Source organism: Brevibacterium sp. CCUG 69071 (assembly GCF_021023135.1).
Lineage (GTDB): Bacteria > Actinomycetota > Actinomycetes > Actinomycetales > Brevibacteriaceae > Brevibacterium.
Genome location: NZ_PGFV01000002.1, coordinates 738763 through 757591 on the forward strand (window position 1 = coordinate 738763; position 18829 = coordinate 757591).

15 protein-coding genes, 1 tRNA gene and 1 pseudogene are annotated in these 18829 nt (G+C 65.8%); 12 read left to right on the plus strand and 5 right to left on the minus strand.

Translation table 11 applies throughout. The annotated features are described in order from the left end of the window. Positions 1–11: 11 nt before the first annotated feature. Positions 12–893 carry an ectoine/hydroxyectoine ABC transporter substrate-binding protein EhuB gene (gene ehuB / locus CV023_RS08570; protein WP_230745044.1) on the minus strand — a complete coding sequence of 294 codons (882 nt, stop codon included), beginning with the start codon at positions 891–893 and terminating at the stop codon, positions 12–14. 116 nt (positions 894–1009) lie between these two features. Between ehuB and CV023_RS08575 the strand changes: the two genes are divergently transcribed. The 7 genes from CV023_RS08575 to mutM all read left to right on the plus strand — a co-directional run bounded on the left by CV023_RS08575 (position 1010) and on the right by mutM (position 6049). Continuing rightward, entirely contained in the window at positions 1010–1771 is a 762-nt protein-coding gene (locus tag CV023_RS08575; RefSeq protein WP_230745045.1) for a GntR family transcriptional regulator, read from the plus strand. Then, a complete protein-coding gene (coaD, locus tag CV023_RS08580) occupies positions 1768–2256 on the plus strand; it encodes a pantetheine-phosphate adenylyltransferase (protein ID WP_230745046.1) in 489 nt (162 codons plus the stop codon). Before CV023_RS08575 ends, coaD begins: the two co-directional genes overlap by 4 nt. Continuing rightward, entirely contained in the window at positions 2253–3440 is a 1188-nt protein-coding gene (locus CV023_RS08585; RefSeq protein WP_230745047.1) for an MFS transporter, read from the plus strand. Before coaD ends, CV023_RS08585 begins: the two co-directional genes overlap by 4 nt. 187 nt (positions 3441–3627) lie before the next feature. Next, a complete protein-coding gene (locus CV023_RS08590; RefSeq protein ID WP_230745048.1) occupies positions 3628–4146 on the plus strand; it encodes a YceD family protein in 519 nt (172 codons plus the stop codon). A 2-nt stretch (positions 4147–4148) separates the two neighbouring features. Continuing rightward, a complete protein-coding gene (gene rpmF, locus CV023_RS08595) occupies positions 4149–4352 on the plus strand; it encodes a 50S ribosomal protein L32 (protein WP_230745049.1) in 204 nt (67 codons plus the stop codon). 4 nt (positions 4353–4356) lie between these two features. Further along, positions 4357–5061, plus strand: coding sequence for a ribonuclease III (gene rnc, locus CV023_RS08600; RefSeq protein ID WP_230745050.1), 705 nt, complete (start codon positions 4357–4359; stop codon positions 5059–5061). A 22-nt stretch (positions 5062–5083) separates the two neighbouring features. Next, complete coding sequence (gene mutM, locus CV023_RS08605; RefSeq protein ID WP_230745051.1) at positions 5084–6049, plus strand: bifunctional DNA-formamidopyrimidine glycosylase/DNA-(apurinic or apyrimidinic site) lyase; 966 nt, start codon at positions 5084–5086, stop codon at positions 6047–6049. Between the two features lie 69 nt (positions 6050–6118). Here mutM and CV023_RS19000 read toward each other — a convergent pair. The 4 genes and pseudogenes from CV023_RS19000 to CV023_RS08625 all read right to left on the minus strand — a co-directional run bounded on the left by CV023_RS19000 (position 6119) and on the right by CV023_RS08625 (position 9920). Beyond that, positions 6119–7104 (minus strand): annotated as a pseudogene (locus tag CV023_RS19000) (Abi family protein). 95 nt (positions 7105–7199) lie between these two features. After that, positions 7200–7685 carry a hypothetical protein gene (locus CV023_RS08615; protein WP_230745052.1) on the minus strand — a complete coding sequence of 162 codons (486 nt, stop codon included), beginning with the start codon at positions 7683–7685 and terminating at the stop codon, positions 7200–7202. Between the two features lie 116 nt (positions 7686–7801). Beyond that, complete coding sequence (locus tag CV023_RS08620) at positions 7802–9670, minus strand: BCCT family transporter (protein WP_230745053.1); 1869 nt, start codon at positions 9668–9670, stop codon at positions 7802–7804. Positions 9671–9847: 177 nt separating this feature from the next. Next, positions 9848–9920 (minus strand) — tRNA-Asn (locus CV023_RS08625). Between the two features lie 134 nt (positions 9921–10054). On the opposite strand from CV023_RS08625, the gene smc reads away from it, so the two are divergent. The 5 genes from smc to ffh all read left to right on the plus strand — a co-directional run bounded on the left by smc (position 10055) and on the right by ffh (position 18793). Beyond that, positions 10055–13612, plus strand: a complete 3558-nt coding sequence (smc, locus tag CV023_RS08630) for a chromosome segregation protein SMC (RefSeq protein ID WP_230745054.1) — start codon at positions 10055–10057, stop codon at positions 13610–13612. A 195-nt stretch (positions 13613–13807) separates the two neighbouring features. Continuing rightward, the gene (locus CV023_RS08635) at positions 13808–14209 is read left to right on the plus strand and encodes a hypothetical protein (protein ID WP_230745055.1); all 402 of its coding nucleotides are present in this window, start codon (positions 13808–13810) and stop codon (positions 14207–14209) included. Positions 14210–14358: 149 nt separating this feature from the next. Beyond that, complete coding sequence (ftsY, locus tag CV023_RS08640; protein ID WP_230745056.1) at positions 14359–15501, plus strand: signal recognition particle-docking protein FtsY; 1143 nt, start codon at positions 14359–14361, stop codon at positions 15499–15501. 185 nt (positions 15502–15686) lie between these two features. After that, positions 15687–16907, plus strand: coding sequence for an ammonium transporter (locus tag CV023_RS08645; protein ID WP_230745057.1), 1221 nt, complete (start codon positions 15687–15689; stop codon positions 16905–16907). 278 nt (positions 16908–17185) lie between these two features. Then, entirely contained in the window at positions 17186–18793 is a 1608-nt protein-coding gene (gene ffh / locus CV023_RS08650) for a signal recognition particle protein (protein ID WP_230745058.1), read from the plus strand. Positions 18794–18829 lie beyond the last annotated feature (36 nt).

Here is an 18829-nt window from a genome sequence, read left to right on the forward strand (position 1 = left end):
CGCGGCGGAGATCAGGAATCAGCACCGGGAAGGTCACCCGCACACAGCTGATCGGTCGTAATCTCACCGTCGGGACGCTCTTCGGCCGTGAAGCCGTAGTCGCCGACGATGCCCAGGTAGGAGTCCTCGTCGGAGACGATCTTGTCGAGTTCCTCGTTCCACTTGTCGCGCAGCTCCGTGTCATCCGAACGGAACACGGTGGCGCCGGCGCCGATCTGCGGGACGCCGTCGAGCTCCTGGACGAAGGATTCGCTGACCTCGACGCCTGCGTCCTCGTTGTTCTGAGCCATCCAGTTGAGCGAGATGCCGGTGAGTGCGAAGACGTCGGCGCGACCGGTGGTCACGGCGTCCATGCCGTCCTGCGGGGTGCCAACCTGCTGCGCCTTGATACCGAGAGTCTCGGCGTAGTCGGATTCGATGGCTCCGGTCATGGTGGCGAGCTTGAGGCCCTTCTCCTTGACGTCGTCGAGGTTCTTCATCCCGTCCTGCTTTCCCTCCTTGGTCATCAGGGCGGTGGTGTACATGAACTCGGGGTCGCCGAAGGCGGCCTGTTCGCAGCGTTCGGGCAGAATCGACATTCCGGCGGAGATCGCGTCGAAGCGTTCGGCATTGACACCGGGGATGAGGGAGCCGAACTCGGTGTTGACACCTTCCACGTCATCGACGCCGAGGTTCTTGAAGACCTCTTTGGCCAGTGCCACGGATGCTCCCTGCAGCTCTCCGCCGTCTTCGAAGCTGTAAGGGGCCTCACCGGCGAAGCCCACGGTGATCTTGCCGTCGTCGATGGCCTTCTGCAGGGTGCTCTTGTCGGAGTCGCTTCCGCCGCAGGCGCCCAAAGCGAGCGTGAGAGCGAGGATCGAGGTGGCGGCGGCCAGTCCCTTGACGGATTTCATAGCTGTCCCTTTCGTTGAACGTCGACACACCATCGTGACGTGCGTCTCATGGACAGTATTCAATACTGATGTTGTCCGGATGTCACACTGTCTGACAACGTTATATGATCGTGATCGTGACGAATCCACCGACTTCGGAGCTCCCGGTCCTGCGCAAGGTCATCCGATCATCGACGATCGACCTCATCGCCGACCAGATCCGCAATGCCATCTACAGCGGTTCGCTGGAGCCGGGGCAGTCGATCAATGAGGTGCGCACGGCACAGATGCTCGCGGTCTCCAGACCTTCGCTGCGGGAGGCGCTGCAGCGCCTGGTCAGCGAGGGCATCATGAGTCACGCTCCCGGCCGGGGAGCGTGGGTCAAGCTCATGACGCCGGAGGATATCGATGACATCTACGCCGTGCGTGAGGCGATCGAGGCGCAGGCCGTGAAGATCGTCATCCGCTCAGCGAAGCCGACCGCACGCATCTCGCAGGCTCTGACCGACCTCGAGGCGGCGATCGCAGGCAACACCGCCCGCGTCATCGGTGATGCCGACCTCGACTTCCATCACGCGATCGTCGCCTGTTCGGGCTCGGCGAGGCTGAGCGACCTGATGAAGGTCTCGATGGTCCACACCCGGCTGCTGTCCCTGTCCGATCGCCGCGGCTATGAGGTCCGCTGCGACCTCATCGAGTCCCACCGGCAACTCGCCGATGCGGTCGCCGCCGGAGATGAGTCCGCTTCCCTGGGCCTCGTCGCCCGGATCATGGCCGAGGCCGCCGCACGCCTGCACGACCCCGGCCTCGGGTCGGGAGCGGTGACCGTGCGGGCCGGTGACCACGATGCGCCCGCCGACGATCAGTGGTCGCGCCTGCGGGATACGATGAAGCCATGAAGGTTGTCTGTCCCGGTTCCTACGACCCGATCACCATGGGTCATCTCGACGTCATCGCCCGCAGCACCAGGCTCTTCGACGAGGTGGTCGTCGCGGTCGTCCACAATCCCGCGAAGTCGGGGCGTTTCGACCCCGAGGTCCGGACCGACCTCATCCGCGCCTCCCTCACCGAGGACGAGCGGACGAAGACGGCAGATAACATCACGATCGACACCGTTGCCGGCGGCCTCCTCGTCGACTACTGCAGCCGCATCGGTGCACCTGCCGTGGTCAAAGGGCTGCGCTCGGGCACGGATTTCGCCTACGAGCTGCCGATGGCACTGATGAACAAGCACCTGAGCGAACTCGAGACGATCTTCGTCCCCGGCAACCCCGAGTTCGAACACGTCTCCTCCTCCCTAATCAAAGAGGTTCACGCGAACGGCGGAGACATCAGCGGCCTCGTGCCGGCCTGCGTCCTTCAGGCACTGAACACCGAGGCATGAACCCAACGGCTTCCCCGAACCGGGCCTGGTTCACAGGCCTCGTCCTCCACACCGTCATCGCCCACGCCACCTACAACGGCGTGCGCGTCCTCATCTCCTATCGCACCCTCGAACTCGGGGGCACCGGAGTCGTCCTCGGTCTGATGACCGCCTGCTACTCCCTCGTTCCCTTACTCACCGCGCTGTTCGTCGGCCGCCTCGTCGATCGGGGCTACGCCACGGTCGTCCTGTGGACGGGAACCGTGCTCTCGATCATCCCTGTCGGACTCGCGGCCCTGGCGCCCAACCTCGGCGTGCTCCTCATCGCCACGATGAGCCTGGGCTTCGGTCAGCTGCTCACCACGGTCGCCTCCCAGGCGCTCATCCCGCAGAGCTTCTCGGCCTCCCAGCTGACCGCGAAGTTCGGGCATCTGACCCTCGGTGTCTCGATCGGGCAGACGATCGGCCTGCCGCTGGCCGGCATGGTCGCCGATGCCACGGCCGGCCAGGCGCACATCACCAACGCCCTGTGGTTCATGACCGGGGTCTCCGCCCTGACCCTGATCGCCGCCGTCATCGTCATGCTCCGGGGGCGCACCCCGCACGTCTCCCGCGCCGAGGCGGCCAAGGGAGTCCTCACCCCGTGGACGCTTCTGGCGACGAGGGGGATGAAACCGGCGATCTTCGCCTCGATGGCCACGTTGGCCGCCGTCGACCTGATGACGGCCTACCTGCCGCTCATCGGCGAGGAGAACGGACTCTCGGTCACCCTCGTGACCTGGCTGCTGGCGCTGCGGACCCTGGCCTCGGTGATCTCCCGGCTCTTCATCGGCACCCTGACCAGGCGGTGGAAGAATCTCTCCCTGCTGTGGACCGCCTCGGCGACGGCGGGGCTGTGCGTCGTGCTCATCCCCGTGTTCAGCGCACCGTGGACCCTTGCGATCCTGCTCATCATCGCCGGGTTCTGCTTCGGCCTGACCCAGCCGCTGACGATGACCTGGGTCTCCACCCTCGCCGACGCCTCGAACCGGGCCGCGGTGCTCTCGATCCGACTGGCCGGCAACCGGCTGAGCCAGGTCGCGATCCCCTCGGCCGCCTCGGTGCTCACCCTCGTCGCCGGCTCCGGTATCGTGTTCACGATCTCCGGTGCCCTCCTCGTCCTCGCCGGGGGAGTGACCTGGCGCAATCACCACGAGAAATGGTGACGGCGGACCGCGGCGGCACCCGCGCGGCCACCTCGGCGGGTGACCAGCGACACCTCGGCGGGTGCAGTGATGAGGAACACCGCCTGGGCGCGAAGGCCCCGATTGGCAATGATCGCCGGGGATGACTAGAATGGTGAGTCGCGTGTGAACGCAGGAGCGACATCCTCACACACTAAGGAGGTCTGGCATGAAGAACCGATCTGAATACGTCTTTGACATCAGGTCAATGGGATTGCTCGATCATCCGGGTGAGTGGGAACGGGTGAACACCACCCTGTCCGCTCCAGCGGATCTCAAGATCGAAGTGATCGGGGTCGCTGAGGGTTCACCGATGACACTCGAGCTGATGTTCGAGAGTGTGTCGGAGGGAATCTACGTGTCGGGAACTGTCTCGGCCGTGGCCCGCGGCGAGGACGTGAGGACGCTCGAAGCTATCGAGCTGCCTATAGATGTCGACATCAACGAGATGTACGTCTATGAGCAGGCCGAGGGCGACGAGGACTCCTACGTCATCGACCGGGATCAGCTCGACCTCGAGCCCGCGATCAGAGACGCCGTCGTGATGGCTCTGCCCTTCAGTCCTTCCGAGGACCGGAGCGAAGAGTTCAGCTACACCGTGGGTGAAGACCTCGAGGTCGACGACGGCGAATCCGAATCGCCGTTCGCATCATTGCAGAGTTTGTTGGATGAGAAGAAAGAGAGCTAGACGTGGCTGTTCCGAAGCGTAAATTGTCGCGCAGCAACACCCGCCACCGTCGTTCGCAGTGGAAGGCCAAGGCTCCGAACCTGGTCAAGACTGTGGAGAACGGTCGCGTTGTGTACTCGCGCCCTCACCAGGCCAAGGTCGTCGAAGACGCAGCAGGCACCCCGCTGTTCCTTGAATACAAGGGACGCAAGGTCGCTGACGTCTGACACTGTGGACACTGACACCACAGCAGCACTGAAGGAGAGTCTCGGGATCGACATCGATCCCGAGACTTTTCGTCTGGCACTGACACACCGCTCCTTCGCCTTCGAAGCCGGCGGCATCCCCACCAACGAGCGCCTCGAGTTCCTCGGCGACTCCGTGCTGGGCCTCGTCGCGACCGAATCGCTCTACTACGACAACCCGGATCTGGCCGAGGGGTCGCTGGCGAAGATGCGCTCCGCCGTCGTCAACACCCGTGCACTGGCGCAGATAGCCCGCAGGCACGGAATCGGGCAGCATATCCTGCTCGGCAAGGGCGAAGAGCTGACCGGCGGTCGGAACAAGGACTCGATCCTCGCCGACACCGTCGAGGCCCTCATCGGCGCCACCTTCGTCTCGAACGGCCGCGAAGCCGCCTTCGCCTTCGTCCACCGTCTCATCGACTCGATGCTCGACGACGCGGTCAACCTCGGCGCCGGAATGGATTACAAGACGACGCTGCAGGAAGCCGCGGCCGACCTCGAACTCGGCGCCGTGAGCTACGAGATCACCTCCTCGGGACCCGACCATGCGATGGTCTTCACCGCGGCGGCGATGCTCGGTCAGAACGCCTGGGGAAGCGGCGACGGCTCCTCGAAGAAGGCCGCCGAGGCGGCCGCAGCAGAGGTTGCCGTCAAGGCCATTCGCACGATCTACCCGGACTACCAGCGCTGAGCGCTTCCGAGCCGAACCGCTGATGCCCGAGCTTCCCGAGGTTGAGAGCGTCCGCCGCGGCGTCCATGAATGGACCGCGGGAACGACCATCACCGACGCCGAGGTGATCGACGCCCGAATCCTGGGCACGACGTCCCAGCGACGCATCGATGCCTCGGCTGTCTCGGGTTTTGTCTCAGCGGTTGCCGAGCGCCGGATCATCGGCGCCGAACGGCGGGGGAAGTTCATGTGGCTGAGCCTAGGGGAGGGGCCTGCGCTTGAGTCGTCAACGTCGGTTGCTCCGGACTCCCCGCCCGAGTTCAGCCTGCTCGTCCACCTCGGCATGAGCGGACAGCTGCGCATCCACTCGGCCGCCGACCCGGTCCACAAGCACACCCGCGCGATCCTGCGGCTGGGTGCCGGTGGCGGAGCTGGATCAAGCACCGTTGACGGTGACGGGCAGCCGCGCGAACTGCGGTTCGTCGATCAGCGGATCTTCGGTCACCTCGGCGTCCAACCTCTTGTGCACGGCTACGGCCGGCTCGTGCCCGCCTCGGCGATCCACATCGCTGCCGATCCGCTCGAGGATGCCTTCGACCTCGACCTGGTGGTGGGGGAGCTGGGGAAGAAGCGCACGGCGATCAAGGCCGCGCTGCTCGATCAGACCCTGGTCAGCGGAATCGGCAACATCTACGCCGATGAGGCTCTGTTCCGGGCCGGCATCCACCCGCTGGCCATTCCTGCCCGGACCCGCAGATCGCGTCTGGTGGCCGTGCTCGAATCCGCGGCACAAGTGATGAGCGATGCCCTGGCCGTGGGCGGAACGAGCTTCGATGCGCTCTATGTCAACGTCAACGGGGAATCCGGCTACTTCGACCGGGCGCTGCTCGTCTACGGTCGCGGGGGACAGGAATGTGTGCGTTGCGGGACGGCGATTGCGAAGATGACGATCGGCGGCCGCGGCAGCCACTTCTGCCCGCAGTGTCAGAAGCCTCCCCGGTATCGGTGAAATTACGCTGTCGCTGACACCGACCTCCGTCGGCGACGGCGATGAGGTGTGGTCGGCACGGGCGCGAGTTCAACTGCGCCAAAGGTCGAGCGACGCCCAGTCGAGGGGCGCACCCATAGACTCGACCCTCAGGGCCTGCGATGCTGGGAATTCTCGCAAGAGCGCAGCCAGTTGCTGCGACCAGTCGGTACCCGGGTCAATGGACGGCAGGAGATACGCGATGACGGCGAGGGCCTTGTCGGTGCCGAAGCCTCCTTTCGCCGCTGGTTCTTCGCGCAGGTGGTCAAGGACTGAGATCTGTCCTGCCTTCGGTCGGGCCGGTGCGTACTGGAGCTTCCTATTGAACAGTCGAGCGTGATGGGCCGCGACGTTGCGTACGTAGTTCAGGCTGGCCAGCCAACTGGTCATGATCCTCTTAGTTGGGACTCCGAACGCCAGGGCGATCTCCTCAGCGTCCTGCTGGTTCATGCCCCGATAGAGGACGGACAGATGGCCCAGCTCAAGAATCTCGGTCAGAGCCCAAACCGGCATCCGGTCGTCGTAGTCTGGCGGAAGTGCTCGACGAATTGCTCATCAGAGTTCCTCTTTCTCTCCTTGACACGTCGGAGCCACTGCACGTGCCTGCTTGGTGCGGGATCCCGGGCGTCGATGTTCTCAGCGATGAAGCTCTCGGTGAAGCTCGCCGAGTCCTCGTAGGCGAAGGGTGACCTTCTGCCGAGTACATAGCCGATTCGCATTCGGACTGCGACCTCGATGCGCTCGACGCCGTCCATGACCAGCATGCGCAGCCGCCGGTCGAAGTCGATGATGTCATCGGCGTGCTGCAGCGTCGTGCCCTGTCTGTAACTGCTGAGCACGCGAATCCCTGCGCGGTTTTCGTCGTCGACGTACGGCTCGGACTCACGGAATGGGTAGAGGTAGCCGGTGAGGCGGTAATAGCCAACCGCCTGCAGCATCGTCACGGCTCGGCCGCGATCTTCGATCTCAACTCCGTGTCTCGCCAGACGATCGATCTGCTCGTCGACGGACAGCCACGGTTTCGCGTACTCCGCCATGGTCCTCCCCGGAAAGAAAATCAGCCCGCGCCTTACGGCAACGGGCTGATCATGATGCTACGAGTATATCACTGCCTGCAGACAGCAGAGCCGCCCTACCGCCGATACCCCGCTGCGCGGGCCAGGAAGGCCTTGTGTCCCTCGATGAGCGCATGCTGGGCCTCTCGATGGTCGGGCGTGGTGAGGAGGTTCGCCGGTGAGGTGGGTGAGAGCCACAGGGCGTCGATCTCCACGTGCTGCCCGTTCCGCAGCCGTGCGACCGCGGCCAGACGAGGGCGTGCCCCGCGCGGTGGGATGAGGATCCTGTCGACGTGCTGCCATTCGATCGAGCGCGGGCGTCCGATGGAGCCGCACCAGATAAAACGCTCCGGAGTGATCTCCAGTCGGGACCGTGACCCCAGGTGGTAGTTGACCCAGGCGCCGATGAACAGCAGGACGGGTCCGAAGAGGAAGATGAGCAGCATGGGATCGGCGAATATCGCCAGGATGACGAGGACGATGATCGCGAGCACGCCCATGCACGCGAGCATCCAGGCGACGAACGTCGAGATGTTTCCGTCACGCCTGATGATCGTGTTCATGCCTTCGACTGCTCCTCGCGGGTTCGACGTTCTTCGGTATTGAGCGTAGCGGATACGACCGCGGCCCTGCCCCCACCGAAGGGGAGCAGGGCAGCGCGTGCCTGTGACCTGGCGAATCAGGCCTTATCGGTCGACGTCAAGCCCTCGGACTCAGAGGCATCGGCCGGCGAAGCGGCACCGGCCGACGAAGCGTCGTCGCCCTTGCCCCCGGTCGGCGCCGCGGACACAGTTTCGTCCTCCTCCTCGACCGGAAGCTCGGAGGTCTCGAGGCTGAAGACCGAACCGTCGTACTCATCGACGGCGGTGGCCACCGACTGCTCGAGCACATGGCTGGCCAGCTGTCCCTGGATGATCAGCGGATCCTTGGACAGGTCCTTCCACAGCGCCACACAGAGCAGAAGCATGACGATGACGAACGGCAGCGCGGAGACGATCGTGATGTTCTTCAGCCCATCGAGCGCCTCGGCGGGATCCGATCCTCCTGCCAGGAGCATCACGGCGGCAACGGCACCGGTGGCCGTACCCCAGAAGATCACGAGCGCACGGCCGGGTTCGAGCATGCCGTTGGCGGAGAGCGTGCCCATGACGATCGAGGCCGAGTCCGCACCGGTGACGAAGAAGATCGCGATGAGGATGACTGTGACGATCATGAGGATGATCGCAATGAGGTTCGGCAGGGGCAGAGCCGCCAGCAGGTCGAAGAGGATCGTGTCCATGTTGATGTCCGGCTCACCGTCGACGACCGAGGCGAGGGCCTTGACGGTGCCTTCACCGCGCTCGGCGCGTTCCTGGATGCCGATGGCGCCGCCGCCGAAGACCGCGAACCAGATGGTCGAGACCACGGAGGGGACGATGAGCACGCCAGTGACGAACTGGCGAACGGTGCGACCACGGGAGATGCGGGCGATGAAGAGACCGACGAACGGCGACCATGAGACCCACCAGGCCCAGTAGAAGACCGTCCACGAGGACAGCCATTCGTTGACGCCCTGACCATCGGCCGCGGTCCGCGAGGCCAGCTGCGGCAGATCCTGGATGAAGGCACCCACCGAGGAGGGAATGACGTTGAGGATGAACAGCGTCGGTCCGCCGATGAAGACGATGAGGGCGACGATGACGGCAAGGACCATGTTGATGTTCGAGAGCCACTGGATGCCCTTCTCGACACCGGAGACCGCCGAAGCGACGAAGGCTGCGGTGAGGATCGCGATGATGATCACGAGCACCGGCGAGGTGACCTCGGACATGATGCCCGCCGATTCGATGCCGCCGCCGATCTGAATCGCTCCGAGACCCAGGGAGCAGGCCGAGCCGAAGAGAGTCGCGAGGATCGCGAGGATGTTGATGACCTTGCCGCCGATGCCGTTGACAGCGCGTTCGCCGAACAGCGAGGTGAACATCGACGAGAAGAGCTGCGAACGACCGAGGCGGAACGATCCGTAGGCCACGCCGAGCCCGACGATGGCGTACATGGCCCACGGGTAGAGGGTCCAGTGGAAGAGCGTCGTGCCCATCGAGGTGCCCATCGCCTCGGCGGTGGAGCCGTCGACGGTGTTCGGGGGAGGCGACATGTAGAAGAAGAGGGGTTCGCCGACCGCTGAGAACACGAGCCCGATGCCCATGCCGGTAGCGAACATCATGGCGATCCACGAGGAGGTCTTGAACTCCGGCTTCTCATCGTCGCGGCCCAGCGGGATCCGACCGAAGCGGCTGACGGCGATGACGATGACGAAGATCGTGAAGATGGTGGCGGCGATGACGAAGAGCCAGCCGAAGTTGTTCATGACGCCGGTCAGCAGAGTGCCGGCGACGGCACCGAGGCTGTCGGGGGAGACGAAGCCCCAGACGACGAAGGCGACGGCGAGGATGCCGGCGGAGAAGAACACGACCCTGTCGAGTCCCTCGCGTTTGAACGGCCGCAGGGCGGTGGTCGGATTCTTCAGGAGCTCGATGAGCTCCTGAGTCTTACTGTGTTCACTGCTCATGTGGACGATGGTCGAATCGGTCGGCTCCCTGATCTCCAGGGGTGATCCGGCTCGACTCTCCTTCCTTGCTGTTCGACGACATCTGACGTAGGCACAGACTTCAGAATTGAGAATCCTCGGTACGTGCCCATTGAACGGCGATGGCTCCGTCGGACGACGACGGAGCCATATGGTGAGCTCCCCCGGCTGGGCTCGAACCAGCGACCCTTCGATTAACAGTCGAATGCTCTGCCAACTGAGCTACGGAGGAACGGCGCAGGTGCCTGCGCACAAGGAGACATCTTAGCAAAGAATCAGGAAATTGCAGGTTGAGTGCCAGAATCGGCCCCTCGGCAGGGCGGAAACGCCTGATCTGAGGCCGTGGCGGATATGCTGAGTGACACCATGCATCTCAAGAGCCTGACCCTGCGCGGATTCAAATCCTTTGCCTCGGCGACGACACTCAAGTTCGAGCCGGGCATCACCTGCGTCGTCGGTCCCAACGGCTCCGGGAAGTCCAATGTCGTCGACGCCCTGTCCTGGGTGATGGGCGAGCAGGGGGCGAAGAATCTGCGCGGCGGGAAGATGGATGACGTCATCTTCGCCGGCACCTCGAAACGACAGGCCCTCGGCCGCGCCGAGGTGACCCTGACCATCGACAACTCCGACGGAGCCATCCCCGTCGACTACACCGAGGTGACGATCTCGCGGACCCTGTTTCGCACCGGCGGCAGCGAATACGCCGTCAACGGGGCACCAGCCCGGCTGCTCGACATCCAGGAGCTGCTCAACGACTCCGGTCTCGGCAAGGAAATGCACGTCATCGTCGGGCAGGGCCGGCTCGACGCCATCCTCCACGCGGACCCCGTCGAACGCCGCAGCTTCATCGAAGAAGCCGCCGGCGTGCTCAAGCACCGCCGCCGCAAGGACAAGGCCGTGCGCAAGCTCACCGGCCTGCAGACGAACCTCGACCGCCTGGCCGACCTGCGCACCGAACTCAACCGCCAGCTCGGCCCGCTCGGTCGGCAGGCCGAGGCCGCCGCGAAGGCCGCGACCGTGCAGGCGACCCTGCGCGATGCCACGGCCAGACTGCTCGCCGACGACGCGGTGCGTCTGCAGTCCTCCCTGTCCTCGGCCGCAGACGGGGAGAGCCACACGGATCGCATCGCCGATCTCGAACACCGCAGCCGAGGCAGCGAAGCACGCCTGTCCGAGATCGAGACGCGCCTCGGCGGCCTCGATGCCGAACTGGAGACCCAGCGCAGCGCGGAATCACGGACCCAGACGCAGATCGTGCGGGCCCGCGGACTGGCCCAGCGCGCCGAAGACAAGCGTTCCCACCTGCTCTCGGAGGTCACGAGCCTGGGGCGGCGGGAATCGAAGTCGCCCGATGAGCTGCGTGCCCAAGCTGGCCATTTCAAGGAGGAGCTCAGCGGCGCCGAGGCCGCCGTCGCGGAGTCGACGGCGACCCTGGAGGCCAGCCAGGCCCGCAAGGAGAAGCTGAGCGAGGAGCTGCGCCGGGCCGAACAGGAGGTCAAGGCCGCCCAGGTCGCCATCACCGAGGCCGTGAAGAACCGCTCGGCACTGCAGTCGAAGCAGCACCAGGCCGCCGAACGCATCGCTGACCTCGGCACCCGCATCGAAGCCAACCGGGCCGAGATCGAGACCATCGAGAAGCGCCTGGCCGAATCGACCACTGAACTCGAGACCGCCGAATCCTCCGTCGAGGACGTCGAAGCCGGGGAGAGCGAACTCGACACCGCCTACGAGAGCGCCAGAGCCGCCCAGGAGAAGCTAGAGACCGAACTCGAGACCCTGCAGGCCGAGAAGGCGCGAACTTCCTCGGAGCTGGCATCCGCGCAGGCCAGGGCCGAGGCCTTGGACCTGGGCACTGCTCTCGAGGCCGACCTCGAAGCGATCGTCGAGGCGGACCTGCCGGGAGTCGGAACCGCGGTGACCGAGAGGCTGAGTGTCGCCAACGGCTACGAGATGGCGGCGGCCGCTGCCCTGTCGAGCACGGTCTCCGGAGTCATCGTCGACTCCGGTGATGTCGCGCTCTCGGTGCTCGACCACCTCGGCGAGGACACGAATGTGTCCCTGACCATCCCCGCCGAGACGAAGGAACCGACCACCCCGGCGGGGGCGGGCAAAGGCGGCGCTGCCACCCGGGAGCTGCCCGACATCGCCGGCCTCGAGTCGGGGGACCTGCGCTGGCTGGCCGACCTCGTCTCCAGCGACACCCCGGCACTCGAGGACCTCGTGACCGCCAGCCTCGACACGGTCGTGTGCACGCAGGACGCGGCGACCGGACTCGCCGTCATCGCCGCACGCCCGGATCTCACGGCCGTGACCATCCACGGGGAGGTGCTCACAGCGACGCGGATCAGCCGGGCCCGCACCGCCTCGGGCACCCGTCTGGCCTCTCAGACCGCGCTTGAGGACACGCGAACCCAGATCGCCGAACTCGAAACCGCTGCGGCCGGATTCGACGCCGAGATCGCCCGGGTCGAGCCGGCGCTGACCGAAGCGAAGACCGCCAGCGCGCAGGCCCTGGAATCGCTGCACTCCTCGGATGCCGCGATCATGGCCGCCGCCGAGGAGGTCTCCCGGATCACCGGCGAGATCAGCGTGGCGCAGACGCGGCTGCAGCGCGCCCGGGACAATGCCGCCGAACTCGACTCCCGACTCGAAGCCGCCCGACGCGAGTCAGCGGCCGCCGAGTCAGCACTGGCCGGGGCCGCCGACGTCGATGAAGTCGTCGACACCTCCACCCGCGACGAACTCAGCAGACAGGTCTCCCAATCCTCCGAGGACCTCATCGAGGCCCGCATCAACCACAAGTCGGCCACCGATCGCGCCCGCTTCCTCAGCGACCGCGTCGACTCCCTGCTCCGTGCCGCCGCTGCCGAGGAGACCGCGCGGGAGCAGACGCAGCGGACGATCGCGAAGAAGAAGCGCGCGGCCGCCTCGGCGACACTGATCGCCGAAACCGCCCAGGAAGCCGCGGAGCTCGCCGGGGCCACGGTCACCGAACTCGGTGAGGCCATCCAGGTCCTCGTCGACGAACGCGGCGGGCTGCGGGAGGAGAAGAACCGCCTCGGCGAGGAGGTGGGAACCGCGCGCACGGAACTGCAGCGACTCAAGGACGCCGCCGCCGAGGCGGAGCTGGCCAAGGAGCGCTTCCGGCTCAAGCTCGAGGAGATCGAGCATCGAGCCCAGGAGGAGACCGGGCTCGGACTCGAACGCCTCATCGACCAGTACGGTCCGCACATGCCGGTGCCCGCCTTCACCGAGGACGAGGAGGAGCGGCCCTACGTCCGCGCCGAGGTGGAGAAGCGGCACAAGCAGGCCGCGGCCGCGCTGGGGCGCATCGGCACGGTCAACCCGCTCGCCCTCGAGGAGTACGAGGCGCTCAAGGAGCGGCACCAGTTCCTCGAGAAGCAGATCGCCGACATCGAGGACTCCCGAAGGGACCTGATGAAACTCGTCGAGGAGGTCGACCGGCACGTCGAACGCGTCTTCGCCGAGGCCTATGCGGACACCGCACGTGAGTTCGAGGACATCTTCTCCCGCCTCTTCCCCGGCGGCGAGGGCTCGCTGAGCCTGACCGACCCTGATGACATGCTCACCACCGGCGTCGACGTGCATGCCCGGCCCGCGGGCAAGAAGGTCAAACGACTGTCCCTGCTCTCCGGCGGAGAACGCTCCCTGGTGGCCGTGGCGATGCTCGTCGCGATCTTCAAGGCCCGGCCCAGCCCGTTCTACGTCATGGACGAGGTCGAGGCCGCCCTCGACGACCTCAACCTGTCCCGCCTGCTCACGGTCTTCCAGGAGCTGCAGGACTCCTCCCAGCTCATCGTCATCACCCACCAGAAGCGGACGATGGAGATCGCCGACGCACTCTACGGGGTGACGATGCACGGTGACGGAGTGTCGAAGGTGATTTCTCAGCGCATCCCGTGAGGTGGGGCCGCCTCGGCGAGATTTCCCGGCGACGCCCAGGGGAGTCCCAGGGAATTCTGAAACTGCCATGCGGACCCGGAACACACATGTCGTCGACGGTGACTATAGACTTGGGGCGAAAGAAGTGTTGTCGACAAGTGTGAGGAGCGGGACGTCCATGACCGAGGCTGCTGAACCACGAGGTGGCTTGCGGGCGTGAATGCAGTACTCGTCGTCATCGTCGGACTCGCCATCTCCTTCGCGCTCGCCCTCGTCGTCGTCCTCCTCGTCGCCCTGCCCGGGCTGCGGGCCGAAGGCCGTCTGAAGTACTCCTCCGATGTGCAGCGGTTCCGCCTGCCCGGGGAGTGGACCGGATACGACGACGAGGTCTACGAATTCTTCGGCCACGACGACGGCACCTCCCACCTGGCCACGCGGGAACAGGCGGCCGTCACCGTGATCCGCGATCATTCCTATGTGCTCCGACCCCAACCTCGGCGCCACGCCGCGCCTTCGCTGATGACCGTGCGACCGCGCACCCGTCACTGGAAGATCCCAGAGTCGGGCACGGGGTGGAGGACCACCGCGGGCCTGCTCTTCGGCAGCCGAGGTTCGTGAGCTCAGACAACATTCGCCCCGACACGTGTGGGGCGCACCGGCGAGGGCCCGACCGCTGAGGCGGATTCGGCGGGCCCACCGCCACCCGGGGCCGACGCGCATTACGTTGCGCGAGCGACCCACAGGAACTCAAAGGAGGACGCAGTCCAATGGATCAGCCGATCATCTTGCTCATCGTCGCAGCCATCGTCTTCATTCTCGTCGTGGCGCTGGGCATCAGCCTCCGCGTCAACGCGAGGAAGAAGGGACTCGGGGACGACCGGGGGATCGACGCCGATGTCACCGGTGAGCTCAAGATCGATGAGATCTCCGAGGCGGTCGAGAAGGAGAAGGCCGAAGCCCGCGGCTCCGAGGTGCCCACCGCACCGGGCAACCGGCTCGTCCGCCTGCGCGAACGCCTTGCGAAGTCGAACTCCGGGCTGGGCAGGGGACTGCTCAACCTGCTCTCCCGCGACAACCTCGACGAATCGACGTGGGAGGAGATCGAGGACACCCTCATCCTCGCCGATGTCGGCGTCGACCCGACCACCGAACTCGTCGACAAGCTGCGCGACCGCGTCAAGGTCCTCGGCACCCGCGATCCCGAGGACGTCCGCGGGCTGCTGCGGGAAGAGCTGATCAACCTCGTCGATCCCACCATGGACCGGGACCTGGCCACCTCCCACGTGTCCGGTGATCCGGCCGTCATCCTCGTCGTCGGTGTCAACGGATCCGGCAAGACCACGACCGTGGGCAAGATCGCCCGTGTGCTCGTCGCCGAGGACAAGACCGTCCGCCTCGGCGCCGCCGACACCTTCCGCGCCGCCGCCGCCGAGCAGCTGGCCACCTGGGGCTCCCGCGTCGGCGTCGAGACCGTGCGTCGCGAAGAGGGCGCCGATCCCGCCTCGGTGGCGTATTCGGCCGTCGAAGAGGGCAAGGACGCCGGCACCGATATCGTCCTCATCGACACCGCCGGTCGCCTGCAGAACAAGATCGGCCTGATGGACGAGCTCGGCAAGGTCAAGCGCGTGGCCACCCGACCGCTGGGCGAAGGCCACGAGATCGACGAGGTGCTCCTCGTCCTCGATGCCACGACCGGTCAGAACGGGATGCAGCAGGCCAAGGTCTTCGCCGAGGCGGTCAACATCACCGGCATCGTCCTGACCAAGCTCGACGGCACCGCGAAGGGCGGAATCGTCATCGCCGTGCAGCGTGAGCTCGGCGTCCCGGTCAAGCTCATCGGCCTCGGCGAGGGCGCGGACGACCTCGCGCCCTTCACGGCCGAAGGCTTCGTCGACGCCCTGCTGGACTGAACCTTCCGGGGGCTGGTGCGCAGCCTCGGCGGGGGACTCCGCACCGCCTCGGCGCCGGACTTCGGGCTCGTGTGAGAGCCGCGACACATTCCTGAAACATGGGCGACTCACTGCTGTGACATCCGTCATGGACACTGTCTCTGTGCGATTCGACATGGAATCGCCAGAGACACGAAAGAGACGACATGGAACTCGATGCAGTGAATGTATGGATGATGGTCGCCGCGGGTCTGGTGCTGCTCATGACCCCCGGTGTCGCCTTCTTCTACGGTGGGATGACTCGAATCACTTCGAGCATCAACATGATGATGATGGTCTTCTCGGCGATGGCCGTCGGCGGACTCGTCTGGGTCCTCTACGGCTACGGACTGAGCTCGGGTGAGTCGATCGGCGGAATCGTCGGCAACCCGCTGGAGCAGCTGGGTCTGACCGGCGCGGTGGCGAACGAACCCGACTCCCTCATCTCCATCGGCTACGGTTCGACCTTCGCCATGATCGCCATCGCCCTCATCGCCGGCGCCGTGGCCGACCGTGCGAAGTTCTCCACCTGGCTGGTCTTTTCGGCCCTGTGGGTGACGCTGGTCTATTGCCCGCTGGCCTTCATGGTCTGGGGCGACGGCATCCTCACCGCCGACGGTGCGATCGGCAGCCTGTTCGGCCCGGCCATCGACTTCGCGGGCGGCACCGTGGTCCACATCAACGCAGGGGTCTCCGCGCTCGTCCTCGTCGTCGTGATGGGACGCCGGGCGCGCTTCTCGGCACCGCACAAGCCCCACAACATTCCCATCACGGTGCTCGGTGCCGCGCTGCTGTGGTTCGGCTGGTTCGGATTCAACGGCGGTGCCGCCTCCACGATCGAACAGGGTGGGCTGATCTGGATCAACACTCTCGTCGCCCCGGCCGCCGGCATGATCACGTGGATCATGATCGAGCGGATCCGCTCCTCGCGACCGAGCAGCATCGGCAGCGTCTCGGGCCTCATCGCCGGCCTGGTCGCGATCACCCCGGCCTGCGCCAGCGTCGATCCCTATGCGGCGATCCTCATCGGCATCGCCGCCGGGGCCGGAGCGCTCTTCGCCGTCGAGGCGAAGAACCGCCTGCGCTACGACGATGCCCTCGATGTCGTCGCCGTCCACCTCGTCGCCGGTGTCATCGGCACCGTGATGATCGGCTTCTTCGCCTTCCCGAACGAGGAGAGCCCGGCCGGTCTCTTCTACGGCGGCGGCTTCGAGCTGCTCATCGCGCAGATCCTCGCCTGCCTCGTGGCCCTCGTGTTCGCGGGACTCGTGACACTTGTCATCGCCCTGGCGCTGCGCAAGACGATGGGTCTGCGCATCGACCACCGGGACGAACTCGACGGGATCGACAACATCGAACACGCCGAGCAGGCCTATTCGTTCAACTGACGCCGCGGCCGCTCCCGGTTCGCTCGGTCCTCGCGGACCCGGCACCGGGGCGGCCCCGGCCCCGGAACTCCCACTAGGGGGCCGGTCGGTCTCGCCGGCCGCCTCGGTGTGGGGGAGTGCGTGAGCGTACTCATCGATCGCCTCGGTGCGGGTGAAGCAGACACCCCGCCGAGGCGATCGGTCATGTCCGGGGATTCCCAGCCGCTTCGGTTTCGGCCGAGCCCGGATGGGTTGCTAGTCTAGAGAGTCGACCAATTCATCGTGAAGAAGGCTTGTACGTGTTCAACTCTCTCTCCGACAGGCTCACCGCGACCTTCAAGAACCTGCGCGGCAAGGGCCGGCTGTCCGAAGCCGATGTGGATGCCACCATCCGCGAGATCCGGCGCGCCCTCCTCGACGCCGACGTCGCGCTGCCTGTGGTCCGCGCCTTCACCGGCCGCATCCGCGAACGCGCGCTGTCCGAAGAGGTCTCCGGTGCGCTCAACCCCGGCCAGCAGGTCGTCAAGATCGTCAATGACGAACTCGTCGGCATCCTCGGCGGGCAGACCCGGCGTCTGACCTTCGCCAAGCGTCCCCCGACGGTGATCATGCTCGCCGGCCTGCAGGGTGCCGGTAAGACCACCCTGGCCGGCAAGCTCGCCCACTGGCTCAAGTCCGAGGGTCACCGGCCGATGCTCGTTGCCGCCGACCTCCAGCGACCGAACGCGGTCAACCAGCTCCAAATCGTCGGCGAACGTGCCGGCGCCTTCGTCTACGCACCGGAGCCGGGCAACGGCGTGGGCAACCCCGTGCAGGTCGCCACCGAATCGCTCGAGGTCGCGAAGTCGAAGCTCCACGATGTCGTCATCGTCGACACCGCCGGTCGCCTCGGCATCGACGAAGAGCTCATGCAGCAGGCCGCGGACATCCGAACAGCTGTCAACCCGGACGAGGTCCTGTTCGTCATCGACGCGATGATCGGTCAGGACGCGGTGAAGACCGCGGAGGCCTTCCTCGAAGGCGTCGACTTCACCGGTGTCGTGCTCTCCAAGCTCGATGGTGATTCTCGCGGCGGTGCCGCGCTCTCCGTCGCCGAGGTGACCGGCAAGCCGATCATGTTCGCCTCGACCGGTGAGTCGATGAAGGACTTCGAGCAGTTCCATCCCGACCGGATGGCCGACCGGATCCTCGACATGGGTGACATCCTCACCCTCATCGAGCAGGCCGAGAAGAACTTCGACGAGAAGGAGACGGCGAAGCTCCAGAAGAAGGTCGAAGCCGGTGAGGATTTCGATCTCAATGACTTCCTGACGCAGATGTCGGGCCTGAAGAAGATGGGCTCGATGAAGAAGATGCTGGGCATGATGCCCGGCATGAGTCAGTACCAGGACCAGCTGGAGAACTTCGACGAACGCGAGGTCGACCGGGTCGAGGCGATTGTGAGATCGATGACGCCCGCCGAGCGGACGAACCCGAAGATCCTCAACGGCTCCCGGCGTGCGCGCATCGCCAAGGGTGCCGGCACCACGGTCACGGCCGTCAACCAGCTCATGGAGCGCTTCACCCAGGCCCAGAAGATGATGCGCGGAATGACCCGCGGCGGCGGCATGCCCGGGATGGGCGGTGGCGGCGGGATGCCTGCCATGCCGGGAATGGGCGGCATGCCCGGCGGTGGCGCCAACCGGAAGAAGAAGGCCGGGGCGAAGAAGGGTCGCAAGGGCGGCAAGTCCGGCAATCCGGCCAAGCGCGCACAGGAGGCTCAGGCCCTTCAGGACAAGAAGGACGGCAAGACCAAGGACCCGGTCGGCTCGGCCTTCGGCGGGGTCGATCTGGGCAAGGACGAGGAATTCGATCCGACGAACCTGCCGAAGGGCTTCGGCGGAATGTTCCCCGGCGGCAAGAAGTAGGACCGGGCGGGCTCGGGCGTTCGGGCCGACGTCGTC

Coding starts and splice junctions, on each gene's coding strand:
- ehuB (WP_230745044.1), bottom strand. CDS start 893: ATGAAATCCGTCAAGGGACTGGCCGCCGCCACCTCGATCCTCGCTCTC.
- coaD (WP_230745046.1), top strand. CDS start 1,768: ATGAAGGTTGTCTGTCCCGGTTCCTACGACCCGATCACCATGGGTCAT.
- CV023_RS08585 (WP_230745047.1), top strand. CDS start 2,253: ATGAACCCAACGGCTTCCCCGAACCGGGCCTGGTTCACAGGCCTCGTC.
- CV023_RS08590 (WP_230745048.1), top strand. CDS start 3,628: ATGAAGAACCGATCTGAATACGTCTTTGACATCAGGTCAATGGGATTG.
- mutM (WP_230745051.1), top strand. CDS start 5,084: ATGCCCGAGCTTCCCGAGGTTGAGAGCGTCCGCCGCGGCGTCCATGAA.
- CV023_RS08615 (WP_230745052.1), bottom strand. CDS start 7,685: ATGAACACGATCATCAGGCGTGACGGAAACATCTCGACGTTCGTCGCC.
- CV023_RS08620 (WP_230745053.1), bottom strand. CDS start 9,670: ATGAGCAGTGAACACAGTAAGACTCAGGAGCTCATCGAGCTCCTGAAG.
- smc (WP_230745054.1), top strand. CDS start 10,055: ATGCATCTCAAGAGCCTGACCCTGCGCGGATTCAAATCCTTTGCCTCG.
- ftsY (WP_230745056.1), top strand. CDS start 14,359: ATGGATCAGCCGATCATCTTGCTCATCGTCGCAGCCATCGTCTTCATT.
- CV023_RS08645 (WP_230745057.1), top strand. CDS start 15,687: ATGGAACTCGATGCAGTGAATGTATGGATGATGGTCGCCGCGGGTCTG.